At 64.3% G+C, this 13,115-nt stretch carries 8 protein-coding genes; 4 read left to right on the top strand and 4 right to left on the bottom strand.

All coding sequences use genetic code 11. The features are described from left to right. Window positions 1-3: 3 nt before the first annotated feature. The gene (locus NL2_RS12625) at window positions 4-465 is read right to left on the bottom strand and encodes a universal stress protein (protein ID WP_068075989.1); all 462 of its coding nucleotides are present in this window, start codon (window positions 463-465) and stop codon (window positions 4-6) included. 171 nt (window positions 466-636) lie between these two features. Here NL2_RS12625 and NL2_RS12620 point away from each other — a divergent pair, with 171 nt between their 5' ends. The 3 genes from NL2_RS12620 to lpdA are packed head-to-tail and all read left to right on the top strand — an operon-like array spanning window position 637 to window position 3,818. Beyond that, window positions 637-1,953, top strand: a complete 1,317-nt coding sequence (locus tag NL2_RS12620; RefSeq protein ID WP_068075795.1) for a pyruvate dehydrogenase complex dihydrolipoamide acetyltransferase — start codon at window positions 637-639, stop codon at window positions 1,951-1,953. 22 nt (window positions 1,954-1,975) lie between these two features. Further along, window positions 1,976-2,413 carry an acyl-CoA thioesterase gene (locus tag NL2_RS12615; protein ID WP_068075792.1) on the top strand — a complete coding sequence of 146 codons (438 nt, stop codon included), beginning with the start codon at window positions 1,976-1,978 and terminating at the stop codon, window positions 2,411-2,413. Then, window positions 2,406-3,818 carry a dihydrolipoyl dehydrogenase gene (gene lpdA / locus NL2_RS12610; RefSeq protein ID WP_068075790.1) on the top strand — a complete coding sequence of 471 codons (1,413 nt, stop codon included), beginning with the start codon at window positions 2,406-2,408 and terminating at the stop codon, window positions 3,816-3,818. Before NL2_RS12615 ends, lpdA begins: the two co-directional genes overlap by 8 nt. Before the next feature lie 29 nt (window positions 3,819-3,847). On the opposite strand, the gene NL2_RS12605 is transcribed toward lpdA, so the two are convergent. The 3 genes from NL2_RS12605 to NL2_RS12595 are packed head-to-tail and all read right to left on the bottom strand — an operon-like array spanning window position 3,848 to window position 8,537. Further along, window positions 3,848-5,419, bottom strand: coding sequence for a TolC family outer membrane protein (locus tag NL2_RS12605; RefSeq protein ID WP_439646899.1), 1,572 nt, complete (start codon window positions 5,417-5,419; stop codon window positions 3,848-3,850). Between the two features lie 44 nt (window positions 5,420-5,463). Beyond that, window positions 5,464-6,807 carry an HlyD family type I secretion periplasmic adaptor subunit gene (locus NL2_RS12600; RefSeq protein ID WP_068075786.1) on the bottom strand — a complete coding sequence of 448 codons (1,344 nt, stop codon included), beginning with the start codon at window positions 6,805-6,807 and terminating at the stop codon, window positions 5,464-5,466. After that, the gene (locus tag NL2_RS12595) at window positions 6,804-8,537 is read right to left on the bottom strand and encodes a type I secretion system permease/ATPase (RefSeq protein WP_068075784.1); all 1,734 of its coding nucleotides are present in this window, start codon (window positions 8,535-8,537) and stop codon (window positions 6,804-6,806) included. Before NL2_RS12595 ends, NL2_RS12600 begins: the two co-directional genes overlap by 4 nt. Window positions 8,538-8,995: 458 nt before the next feature. Here NL2_RS12595 and NL2_RS12590 point away from each other — a divergent pair, with 458 nt between their 5' ends. After that, window positions 8,996-13,048 (top strand): beta strand repeat-containing protein, encoded by a 4,053-nt coding sequence (locus tag NL2_RS12590; RefSeq protein ID WP_068075782.1) that lies wholly within the window; start codon window positions 8,996-8,998, stop codon window positions 13,046-13,048. Window positions 13,049-13,115 lie beyond the last annotated feature (67 nt).

The following is a 13,115-nucleotide window of genomic DNA, read 5'->3' as shown; positions in this document are numbered from 1 at the left end:
TCCCTAACTCAGCCGGTCGATATCCTCGTCGCGCATCGAGCCCGGCACGATCATCAGCGGGCAGGGCAGTTGCCCGGCGTGGCTGGTGGCAAAGTGCGCCACCAGCGGGCCCGGCGCGCCATCGGCCGCCGCGCCGAGCACGAGCGCGGAGACTTCGGGATGGTCCGCCAAGTAATCGCGGACGATCTGCGGGCCATCGCCCTGCTGGACGAGAATCACCGGAACGAGGCCGGATTCGCTGGTCAATCCGCCCGCAGCGCTCGTCGCCAGCACTTCGGCACGATCGCGCGCTTCTTCCTCGATCGTGGCCTGAACGCCGCCGAACAGCGAAAAGTCCTGCTGGGGCACCAGCGCGAGGATATGGACCGCGCCGCCGGTGCGCGCGGCGCGGCGTGCGGCGAATCGCAGCGCCAGCCGGGCCTCCTGCGTCTCGTCCATGATCACCAGGTAGACCCGCTGCGGCATCATTTTGCCCTCCGTCCGGCGATATCGGGCACATTCGTATGCCGTGCAAGCGCCAAGCCCCTTGACCCGTCGCGCAGGGGTGGCGAAATGGCGCAACCCAAGCAGGCCACGGGGGAAGGGCCTTTCAGGGTGTTCCCCCCTGTCGCCACCAGCCATGACGGAACTGCGCCCATGCCGATCGCGATCAAGATGCCCGCGTTGTCCCCCACGATGGAGGAAGGCACGCTTGCCAAGTGGCTGGTCAAAGTGGGCGATACGGTGAAGTCCGGCGACATCATGGCCGAGATCGAGACCGACAAGGCCACCATGGAATTTGAAGCGGTAGACGAAGGCACGATCACCGCCATAGAGGTAGCCGAAGGCGCCGAGGGCGTGAAAGTCGGCACGGTGATCGCGATGCTGGCCGGAGACGACGAGGATGCGAGCGCAAGCCCGGCGCCTGCCGCCGCCCCGGCGAAAGCCGCGCCCGCTGTGGAAGCGGCACCCGCTGCAGCACCAGCCCCGGCTCCCGCCAAACTCGCAGCGGCCCCGGCGGCCAACGGCGCGACCGATCACGGCAATCGCGTGGTCGCCTCGCCGTTGGCCAAGCGCATTGCCGCCGACAAGGGCATCGACCTGGCCGGCGTTACCGGCACCGGCCCCAACGGGCGGATCATCAAGGCCGATGTCGAGGGCGCGAAGCCCGGTGCCGCGGCCGCCCCGGCCGCGCAAGCTGCGGCCGCCCCGGCGCCCGCGCCAACTGCGGCTGCGCCCGCTGCACCCGCACCGACTGCCGTGGCCGAAGTGCCCGACTTCGGCATCCCGTTCGAATCGACCAAGCTCAACAACATCCGCAAGACCATCGCGCGCCGCCTGACCGAGGCGAAGCAGACCATCCCGCACATCTATCTCACGGTCGATATCCAGCTCGATGCGCTGCTCAAGCTGCGCGGGCAACTTAACAAGGCGCTTGAAGCACAGGGCGTAAAGCTTTCGGTCAACGACCTGATCATCAAGGCGCTGGCCAAGGCGCTGGTACAAGTGCCCAAGTGCAACGTCAGCTTTGCCGGCACCGAGCTGCGCAGCTTCAAGCGCGCCGACATCTCGGTCGCGGTCGCAGCACCCAGCGGACTGATCACCCCGATCATCGTCGATGCCGGGGCCAAGGCGATCAGCGCCATCGCCACCGAGATGAAGGAACTGGCGGGCAAGGCGCGCGAGGGCAAGCTGCAGCCCCACGAATACCAGGGCGGCACCGCCAGCCTTTCCAACCTCGGCATGTTCGGGATCAAGCAGTTCGACGCGGTGATCAACCCGCCGCAGGGCATGATCATGGCCATCGGTGCGGGCGAACAGCGCCCCTACGTGGTCGACGGCGCGCTCGCCATCGCCACGGTGATGAGCGCGACCGGCAGTTTCGACCACCGCGCCATCGACGGGGCGGACGGTGCCGAACTGATGGGCGTGTTCAAGGCGCTGATCGAAAATCCGCTCGGCCTGGTGGCCTAGTCCTTCGGCGAGGGGCCGGGCGATGGCCGATCCGCTAGCACCGGCACCGATGCGCGACCCGGCGATCCGCATCACCGCGATGCCGGCGGACGCGAATCCGGCGGGCGATATCTTTGGCGGATGGCTGATGGGACACATGGACATGGCGGCGGGAATCGTGGCGGCACGCTATTCCGGCGGGCGCGCGGCGACCATCGCGGTCGAGGCGATGAAGTTCCACCGTCCTGTCCACATCGGCGACGAAGTGACTGTTTACGCTGATCTTGTTGCGGTGGGTCGTACGTCCATGACTGTCGATATCGAAGCCTGGCGGCGTCCGCGCACCGGCGACGAGCGCGAATGCGTCACCCAAGCCCGCTTCATCTTCGTCGCGATCGACGAGAACCGCAAACCGCGCCCCGTTCCGCCTTTGGCGACCGACGCTATAACCCCATCTGGACAGGAGCTTTCCCGTGGCTGAGCAATATGACGTCATCGTCCTTGGATCGGGCCCCGGCGGCTATGTCGCGGCAATCCGGGCCTCGCAGCTCGGGCTGAAGGTCGCCATCGTCGAGCGCGAACTGCTTGGCGGGATCTGCCTCAACTGGGGTTGCATCCCGACCAAGGCGCTGCTGCGTTCGGCGGAAATCTTCCACTACATGAGCCATGCCAAGGATTATGGCCTGGCCGCCGAAAAGATCAGCGCCGATCTCAACGCGGTAGTGGCGCGGTCGCGCGGCGTGGCCAAGCAGCTCAATCAGGGCGTCACGCACCTGATGAAGAAGAACAAGATCGCGGTCCACATGGGCGACGGCAAGCTGCTGGCGCCGGGCAAGCTGGCGGTGACCAAGGACGGCAAGACCGAGGAACTCCTCGCCAAACATATCATCGTCGCCACCGGCGCGCGCGCGCGCGACCTGCCGTTCGCCAAAGCCGACGGCAAGCGCATCTGGACCTATCGCCACGCGATGACCCCAACCGAAATGCCGACCAAGCTGCTGGTGATCGGATCGGGTGCGATCGGCATCGAATTCGCCAGCTTCTACAACGATATGGGCGCCGATGTTACCGTGGTCGAGATGCTCGACCGGGTGGTGCCGGTGGAAGACGCCGACGTTTCGGCGTTCCTTGAAAAAGCGCTGAAAAAGCAGGGCATGACCATCCTGACCGGCGCGGGCGTCGAAAGCATCGACGTGGCTGCATCGGGCGTTAAGGCCAAAATCAAGGGTAAGGACGGCAAGGTGACCGAGGGCGATTACAGCCATGTCATCGTCGCGGTCGGGATTGCGCCGAACACCGAGAACAGCGGCCTTGAAACGATTGGCATCAAAGCGGAACGCGGGATCATCGCGATCGACGGGCTGTGCCGCACCAACGTCAAGGGCGTGTGGGCAATCGGCGATGTGACGCCGGGGCCATGGCTGGCGCACAAGGCCAGCCACGAAGGCGTGATCGCCGCCGAGGCCATCGCCGCTGACCTTGGCAACAAGGACGTCCACCCGCACCCGATGGACCGCAACAACATTCCCGGCTGCACCTATTGCCACCCGCAGATCGCCAGCGTCGGCATGACCGAGGCCAAGGCCAAGGAAGCGGGCTACGACGTGAAAGTGGGCAACTTCCCGTTCATCGGCAACGGCAAGGCGATCGCGCTGGGCGAGGCGGAAGGCTTCGTGAAAACCGTGTTCGATGCCAAGACCGGCGAACTGCTGGGCGCGCACATGATCGGCGCCGAAGTCACCGAACTGATCCAGGGTTATGTCGTGGGCAAGACGCTGGAAACCACCGAGGTCGAGCTGATGCACACGGTGTTCCCGCACCCGACGTTGAGCGAGATGATGCACGAGAGCGTGCTGGCCGCGTATGGACGGGCGATCCATATCTGAACGTTGGCCGGTGGCGAAATACTCAGATATCAGCGGTATTTCTGCGATGGTGCAGGCGATGCCTGAGCAGCAATCGCATGCATGGTCGCGGACCGGTCGCGATTCGGTCGGTTGGCGGGCGACGACAGGAACACGCCATCGACCGCGCGCAAGGCGGGGGTGACCAACGGCACGTCGCCGCTGTGCTTGGCCCGATCGAAGTGCGTCTCGGGATCATTGGCAGGAAGATCGGGGAACAGGTATTCCTGTTCCATCACCCCCATCACGCGCAAAATCCGCGCCTGCGCAATGTAGGCCCCACTGGTTGCGGCGTTGAGGCTCGTGCGCGCTGACAGCAGTTCGCGGGCGAGGTCGAGCACTTCGAGCGTCGTCCGGAAGCCTGCCCGTTCCTGCACCAGCGCGCCGTCATAGGCCGACTGGGCCGAAGCGACCGCATGCTCCAGGCTGACGGTGGAAGCCTGCAGGGTCTGCCATTCGCTCCACGACGCTGCCAGGTCATTGCGAGTGTCGCGACCGGCCTGGTCGACCAGCCGCCAGTCCGCGTCATTGGCCTCTTTCGCTTCGGCGACGCGCGCACGGCGCAGCCCGCTGTCGAACAGCGGTCCGCTGATCACGACCTCGCCGCGCAAGCCGGTCTGGCGGAGCGAATCACTGTACGGGGTAGCCGAGCCGAAATCGGCGCGTCCGCGCAGATCGACCCGGGGTAGCAGGTCGGCGCGGGCGGCGTCCCATTGCGCGCGCGAGTTGCGCTCGCGGGCATTGGCAGCTTCGATCACCGGGTTGTGGAGGTCGGCAAAGGCATAAGCCTCTTCCAGCGACTCTGTCGGCAGTCGCAGGGGATTGGGCTGCGACAGGTTGCCGGGCAGCGCACCGACCATGTGGACGAACTCCGCCTCGCTGGTTTCGATCGCGCGTTGGGCGGACAAGAGCTGCGCGCGCGCCACACCGACGCGGGTTTCTACTTGATCCACATCGGTCGCCGTCGCTGCGTGCACAGCGAAACGGGCCCGGTTGTCGGACAGCTCGCGTTCCAGCAAGCTGAGGTTGTCGCGGGCGATCGCGATGCCGGCGCGATCTCGGATTACCGACACGTAGGCTGAGGTCGCATCGAACAGCACTTGCGCTTCGGTCGATCGCAACACGGCACGCTCGAACGAGATCTGGGCCGCAGCGGTGCGCGTGGCGGCGGCGTTGCGGCCGAACGTGTAGAGCGGTTGGGTCAGGATGGCGGACGCGGTGGAGCTCCAGCCCGAGCGCGAGCGGAATGTCCCGGGGGCAACCTCGATATTGTCGCGCTGATACCCGTAGGTCGCCTGGAAATCGATGCGTGGGCCGTACTGCGCACGCGCTTGAGGCAGCAGGTAATCGACCGACCGCGCCTTTGCCCGTTCCGCAAGCAACGCCGGTTGCAACCGGTAGCTTCTTTGAATTGCATCGCCAAACGTTGTTACCGGAGTGGTTGGATCGGCGTCTTCGACTGCTATGTCAGCCGCAGGCTCTCCGGGCGTCTGCGTTTGGGCGAGCGGTGGGTCAACCGGACCCGCGTGTGCTGAAAATGGTACGAAAACCGCCATAATGAGCAAGGCGCAACAACGTGCCACAACCGCCGTTCCGCCCGAATTTCCGCCCCCTCTATCGCCCAAAGTCAGCGATCCCTGAACGCGCGGACGAACTGGTCGCGCAACGGCTTGATGATATAGGACAACACCGAACGGTTGCCCGTTTCGATATAGACTTCGGCGGGCATGCCGCTTCGCAAGTTCAACCCCTCGCGCTTCAGCGTCAGCTGATCGATCGCGATGCGCACGGTGTAGAACGCGGCGTGGGTTTCTGCATTCTCACTGCGGTCGGTCGCGACGTAAGCCACCGTGCCTGCGATTTCGGGCGTGGCGGCGCGATTGAACGCGGAAAAGCGCACGTGTGCAGTCTGTCCCCTGCGCACTTGGTCGATATCCTTGAGCGCCACCGCAGCCTCCACGACCATGCTTTCGTGGTCGGGCACGATTTCCATAATCGGTTCGGCGGGACGGATTACCTCGCCGATCGCGGAAAAGGCGATCTTTTCGACCGTCCCGGCGTAAGGCGCGCGGATCGTGCTGCGATCGTTCTGGTCGCTCGCCGAAATGCTGCGCAGCGATTGTTCGTTCAGCGAGGCGTTGACCTTGGCAAGCTCAGCGCCGGCATCAACCTGCCGTGTCTGGCCCAGCTGGATCGCCTGCTCGCGCGATTCGGTGATCCGCGCTCGCACTTGCGCGATCTGCGCTTGTAGCGAGGCGATATTGCCCTCGATATCGGCTGCCGTCCGCTCGAGCTGGTTCATCTGGGCGATCGTCACCAGGTTCTTGTCCCACAATTCGCGCACACCCTGCCGTTCAGGTCCGATCAGCGCGTGTTGACGCTGCAGCGAGGCGATCTGCGCTTCCATGCCGCGGATCTGCTCACCGTATTGCACCACCCGGGCATCCAGCTGCGCGCGCAACTGGGACTGCTCGGCATTGCGGTTGGCAAATTGCTGTGATTCCTCGGCGATGGCCTTTGCCGCGCTCGCGGTCGTGGAGGTGCGCAGTTCGGTCGGAAAATCGATGGTGCGGTGCCCCAGCCGCTCGGCCTCCAGACGGGCGCGCTGCGCCAGCAGTTGTTCCACCGTCAGGCTTGAATAAGCAGCATCGGCGCCAGTCACGCGGTCGTCCAGCCGCATCAGCAGGGCGCCCTTTTCGACATGATCGCCGTTGGCCACCGCGATTGCGGCGATCACGCCACCGGTGGGATGGGCGACGCGCTTGACCCGCGATTCGACTCCGACCTGTCCAGTGGCGATGACCGCCCCGCCGATCGGCACGAACGCCGCCAGCCCGAGCAGGACCGCCAGCAATCCAATGCTCACACCCAAGGTCCGGCGTAGCGGCATCCCGGGCGCGATCCTTGCCTCGCCCTGCCAATTGGCAGACAGCGCGGAAGCGGGATGGGCGATCGCTGCGGGCAACTTCATGGCGCGCGCGCCTCAACCCGCACAGGCCGATCGATGCGCGACTGGCCTTGCTGCGCCGACGTGCGCTGCAACACGGCTTCGCGCTCGCCGAAATCGACGATGCGGCCGCCGGACAGCACCGCAATATGCGTCATAGACGCCAATGTGGCGGGGCGGTGTGTGATCATGACGACAACGCCGTTGCGGGCGCGCACCGCCACGATCGCGGCGGCCAGCGCGGCATCGCCTTGTGCATCTAGGTTTGAGTTCGCTTCATCGAGTACCAGCAGAACCGGATCGCCGTACAGCGCCCGCGCTAGCGCCACGCGCTGGCGCTGGCCGGCCGACAGTTCGATGCCCCCGGCGGACAAGTGCGTTTCGTACCCGTTCGGGAACGCAAGAATGGCTTCGTGCATGGCCGCGCCGCGCGCTGCCGCCATGATCGCGGCGGAACTGGCATCGGAATCGAAGCGCCCGATGTTCTGGCTCACGGTGCCTTCCATCAATTCGGCATTCTGCGGGACATAGCCGAACCAAGTGCCCAGAATGTCGCGGTCCCACTGATCGTGTCGGGCGCCGTCGATGCGGATCTCGCCACGTGCCGCCGGCCAGATACCCAGCAAGGCCTTGGCCAGCGAGGTCTTGCCCGAAGCGCTCGGCCCGATCACCGCCAACGCCTGGCCGGGCTCCAGAGTCAGGTTGACGCCAGCCAGCACCACGGAGCTGCTGCCCGGAGGAACGACGGTCACTTCCTTCGCCACGATTTTGCCCGCCGGCCGCGCCAGTTCCATCTTGCGGGTTGCTTGCGGTGACTGCGTGGTGATCACATCGACGATGCGGGCCCAGCCGTTGCGGGCGGCGGCAAGGCCCCGCCAGTTGGCGATCGTCTGATCGATCGGGGCGAGCGCCCGACCCGACAGCACCGAGGAGGCGATGATCACGCCCCCCGTCGCTTTGTCATCGATCACCAGCAGTGCGCCCACTGTCAGGATGATCGACTGCAACAGCAGACGGAAACCGCGTCCCGCTCCGCCAAGCCGTGCGACCATGCGGCCGAGCCCGGTCTGCGCGGTGACGAATTTGCTGTCCCATTCGGACGTTCGCGCGCGCAGCCGGCTTTCCATCCCCAGTGCCGTTGCGACTTCGGCAAAGCGCAGCTGCGCCTGACGCGTCGCCGCACGCAAGTTGCCTACTCGTGCGACCTCGCGCGTTCCTGCCTGGCTGCGACTGTTGGTGAAGGCGGCAATAGCCGCGAGCACCGCAACGCCGACCAGCGCGGTCAGCCCCAGCCACCAGTGCAGCGCGAACAGGATCACCAGAAACACGATCACCCACGGCAGATCGAACAGCGCGGCAGGACCGGAACTGCTGAGAAAGGCATGGACTTGATCGAGATCGCGCAACGGCTGTTGTCCGTCACCCTCGGGCGCGGGACCGTGCCGCAGCACGCGGTTGACGACGGCTTGGTTCACCGTAGGCGACAGGTCTTCGTGAACGCCATTGGCCACGGTCAGCAAGGCTTCGCTGCGGATCATGTCGAACACGAACTGAAACACGTAAAGCAGCACAAGAATAGCAAACAGGCCTGTCAGCGTGGGCACGCTGCGGCTGGGCAGCACGGAATCGTAGACCAGCATCAGGTACAGCGAACTGGCGAAGACGAGCAGATTGAACAGGCTGCTGGCGGCAAGCGCAACGAGCAATCCGCTGCGGTACCGTCCCACGAAATGGCTGAACAAATCGCGATCCAATGTCCGCGTTCCCCCCATGCCGGTCATCGTATAACAGCGCCAACGCACTGACAAGAAACACCTACGCGCCGGTTTGGCCTGTGCAACTTGCCGCAAGGCAAGGGTGCAGCACGAGCCCGCAATACTGCCGGACAGCTACTTGCCGACAGTCGACCCGAATGCCCTCCAGGTTGGCGCGCAAAATCGGCCAAAACCTTGGGAATACGGTGCTTTTACGGCAGAACCTGCGGCGGCACGGGTCACGCGCAGGCTGATCGATTAACTTTCGTCATCATCCGCATGTCCCCGGCGCGGCACGGCCGCTCCCGAACGAACGCGACATCTTAGTCCGGCAGCATCCCTTTGCACCTGCCCGTTTATCCCAAAGGGCGATGGCATTGCCGATCCCTGCCGGGGCATTCTCGCCCAAACCTGCCTTTTGCCAATCCTTTGCAAAGTCGTTGCCTGGGGGACGAGAAATGACCCAATATTACAACATCCTTGGCAGCTCGACGGTTGCCGGATCGACTGCGCAGGACCGCTTTTTCGCGTTCACCTATGACACCAACTTCGATCATGTCCGCGCCGACATGACGATCGCGTCGTTTGTGTGGACAAGCAGCATCAGGACATCGGCCAACGCGTTCTACACCTTTACGGGCACGAACATTCAGGTCTCGTCCGATTTCTTCAGCGGCCTCGAGGGTACGGACGTTGTCTACGGGTCGAACCTCAACGATGCGATCCTATACAACAACGGCGTGATCAGTGGCGGAATCGGCAGTTTTTCGTCGATCGAGCAGATCGAGATGGGTGCCGGCGACGATTTCATAGATCTTTCCGCACACGGGGCGAACGGGATCGACTACGCCAAGAACATCATCATCCATGGCGACGCAGGCAACGATACCATCATCGGCGGCGCAGGCATGGACACGATCGACGGCGGTGACGGCAATGATACCCTGATCGGCTATCGTGGGGCGGACACGATCACTGGCGGTACGGGGAACGACGTCATTTACGGCGACGACCTGGGCTTCAATAACATCGGCGGCGAGGATGTGCTCTACGGCCAGGCGGGAGATGACACCCTGTATGGCGGCGCGCGGTTCGATACCCTTGACGGCGGCGACGGTAACGACACGCTGTACGGCGGTCTGGGCGGTGACACGCTGTTGGGCGGCAACGGCAACGACATTCTGATCGCTGATGATCCGGGAACGGCGGCCAACGATCTCCTCAACGGCGGAGCAGGCGACGATCAATTGTTCGGCGGTGGCGGCAACGATGAAATGCGCGGCGGCACCGGCAACGACATGCTCGATGGCGGCGACGGGACCGACGCCCTGTTCGGCGATGCCGGGGCCGACACGTTGATCGGCGGCGCGGGCAATGACACGATCGACGGCGCAGCCGATATCGACACGGTGGTCTACACCGGTTCGTCCAACGATTATGCCTTCGTGCTGAACGCAGACGGCAGCGTGACCATCACCGATACCCGCGCGGGTTCGCCGGATGGCACCGACACCGTGCGCAACGTCGAGTTCTTCCAGTTCTCCGACAAGACAGTCGATTCCGGTCATCTCAACCAGCCACCGACGATCACCTCGGACGGCGGCGGGGCATCGGCCGCGCTTTCGATCGAGGAGAACACATCGGCCGTCACCACGGTCACGGCGATCGATCCCGACACCGGCCAGACGATCGCCTATTCGATCTCGGGCGGTGCGGATGCCGCGCTGTTCACCATCGACCCTGCGACTGGCGCCCTCTCGTTCAACTCGGCACCCAATTTCGAAAATCCGGTCGATACGGGTCGCGACAATGTCTACGACGTCGTCGTTCGCGCCACCGACAACAATGGTGGCTTCGACGATCAGGCGCTGGCCGTCACCGTGACCGACGTGATCGACGGATTTTCTCCCGTGATTACCTCTAACGGGGGCGGGGCCACCGCTTCGGTACAGATCGATGAGAACTCCGCCGCTGTAACGGTGGTCCAGGCGACCGACGAAGACAGTCCAACCGTCAGCTACACGATCCTGGGCGGGGCCGATGCCGCGCTGTTCCAGATTGACGCACTGACCGGCCAGCTCACGTTCGTTGCCCCTCCCGACTTCGAGGCGCCGGGCGATGCGAACCATGACAACGTCTACGATGTCATCGTCCAGGCGAGCGACGGCGTGAATACGGACAACCAGGCCATTTCGGTCACGGTGGGCAATCTGAACGACAACAGCCCGGTCATCACCTCGGGCGGCGGCACCGGCACGGCAACCGCCAGCGCGGCTGAAAACCAGACGGCCGTGACCACGGTCACCGCCTCCGATGCCGATGGCGGCAATCTGGTGTTCTCGATCGTCGGCGGTGCCGATGAGGCCCTGTTCAGCATCGATCCGCAAACCGGGGTGCTGGTGTTCAATGCCGCGCCCGATTTCGAGCTGCCGTCCGATGCCAATGCCGACAACGTCTACGATATTGTGGTGCGGGCCAGCGACGGCACCAATGTCGGGCAGCAAAACCTCTCGGTCACGGTCACCAACGTGTCAGACAGTCCGCCTGTGATCACCTCCGACGGCGGCGGCGCCACGGCGTCGGTCAATGTCGCCGAAAATACCGTCGCCGTAACCACGGTGGCGGCGGTCGATCCTGACGGCACGGCGCCGGCATACGTCATCGTCGGCGGCGCGGACGCCGCGCTGTTCAGCATCGACGTCCAGACCGGCGCACTGAAATTCATCGCTGCTGCCGATTTCGAGGCGCCCGGCGATGCTGACCAGAACGGCGTCTACGACGTCGTGGTTCGCGCCACCGACGGAACCTATTTCGATGATCAGGCGCTGGCGGTCACCGTCACCAACGTACCCGATAATCCGCCGGTCATCACGTCGAACGGCGGAGGCGCCACCGCGTCGCTCAGCATTGCCGAAAATGGCACGGCGGTGACGACCGTCGCGGCCACCGATGCCGATGGCACGACGCCGACCTACGTCATTTCCGGCGGCGCGGATGCCGCGCTGTTCACGATCGACGCCCAAACCGGCGCATTGACCTTCCGCGCCGCGCCCGACTTCGAGACGCCGCTCGATGCCGATCACAACGGCGTCTACGATGTCATCGTCCGCGCCACCGACGGGACGTTCTTCGACGATCAGCAACTGGCGGTCACGGTCACCGACGTGAACGAAACCGGCCGCACCATCACCGGCACATCGGGCAACAACACGATCTCACCAACCGCCACCAACCTGGCGCTGCAGACCACCGCGCTCAACGACACGATTTTCGCTCTGGCCGGGAACGACACCATCGACGGCGGCCTAGGGGCAGATCGCATGGAAGGCGGCACCGGAAACGACACCTACTTTGTCGGTCAGTTCAGCGATGACGGTATTTCCGCCAACGACGATATCGTGGTCGAGCAGCTCAATGAAGGCACAGACCTCGTCAACGCGAGCGTCAGCTACATTCTGACCGCGAACGTCGAAAACCTGACGCTGACCGGGTCGGCCGCGATCAACGGAACCGGTAATGACCTCGACAACGTGATCACCGGCAACGATGCGGTCAACGTGCTGAATGGCGGGATCGGCAACGACACGCTGTTCGGCATGGGCGGCAACGATACACTGTTCGGCGGCGCTGGCGCTGACCGGCTCGATGGCGGCACGGGCGCGGATATCCTGAACGGAGGGGCGGATAACGATACTTACGTCGTCGATACCTTCTCCAACGACGGGATTTCGAGCAACGACGACCAGGTGATCGAACTGTCGGGCGGCGGGGTCGATATCGTCAACGCCTCGGTCAGCTACATTCTGGTCGATGAGGTGGAGAACCTGACCCTTACCGGCGCCACCGCGATCGACGGGACTGGCAACGTTCTGGCCAATATCCTGACCGGCAATGCCGCCGCCAACACGCTGTCCGGGCTCGATGGCGACGATACGATCAACGGCAATGCCGGCGACGACATCCTGTTCGGCGGCAACGGCAACGACACGCTGAACGGCGGCAGCGAGAATGATACGTTGAACGGCGACGCGGGCAACGACACGCTGCTGGGCGGCGCTGGCAACGACACGCTGCAAGGCGGAGCGGGCACCGACACGCTAAGCGGGCAGGCGGGCAACGACCTCCTGATCGGCGGGCTCGGCAAAGACACGCTGACCGGAGGAACCGAGGCGGACACCTTCCGTTTCAACTTCGGCGACACGACGGTCGTGTCGACGAGCTATGACAACATCACCGATTTCACGACGGGAATCGACAAGATCGATATCGATTCGGTGCTGGCGCCGCTGACGTCTGCGAATTACGCCGAAAGCGCGATCACGACGAACCTTTTCGCCGATGCATCGAGCCGTGCCGCATCGTTGATGGCGGGCAAGGATGCCGTGTTCGTCGCCGGGACCACCGACGGCTGGCTGTTCTGGGACACCAACCACGATGGCCAGTTCGATCAGACGATCCTGCTCAAAGGGCTGGGCAGCCTGAGCGCGTTCGACGCGGGCGACGTGATCTGACCGACGAGACGGGCGCTACTGCAACTCCGGAATTTCGACCTTGGTTGAGTCCACCGACGACCGTCCC

Source organism: Novosphingobium lentum NBRC 107847 (genome assembly GCF_001590965.1).
Classification (GTDB): Bacteria; Pseudomonadota; Alphaproteobacteria; order Sphingomonadales; family Sphingomonadaceae; genus Novosphingobium; species Novosphingobium lentum.
Note: the sequence above shows the minus strand (reverse complement) of the source record. Positions and strands in the feature narration are given on the sequence as shown.

What these genes read in the sequence shown, in the direction of transcription:
- NL2_RS12620 (WP_068075795.1), top strand. Translation starts at nt 637, where the DNA reads ATGCCGATCGCGATCAAGATGCCCGCGTTGTCCCCCACGATGGAGGAA.
- NL2_RS12615 (WP_068075792.1), top strand. Translation starts at nt 1,976, where the DNA reads ATGGCCGATCCGCTAGCACCGGCACCGATGCGCGACCCGGCGATCCGC.
- NL2_RS12600 (WP_068075786.1), bottom strand. Translation starts at nt 6,807, where the DNA reads ATGAAGTTGCCCGCAGCGATCGCCCATCCCGCTTCCGCGCTGTCTGCC.
- NL2_RS12590 (WP_068075782.1), top strand. Translation starts at nt 8,996, where the DNA reads ATGACCCAATATTACAACATCCTTGGCAGCTCGACGGTTGCCGGATCG.
- NL2_RS12625 (WP_068075989.1), bottom strand. Translation starts at nt 465, where the DNA reads ATGCCGCAGCGGGTCTACCTGGTGATCATGGACGAGACGCAGGAGGCC.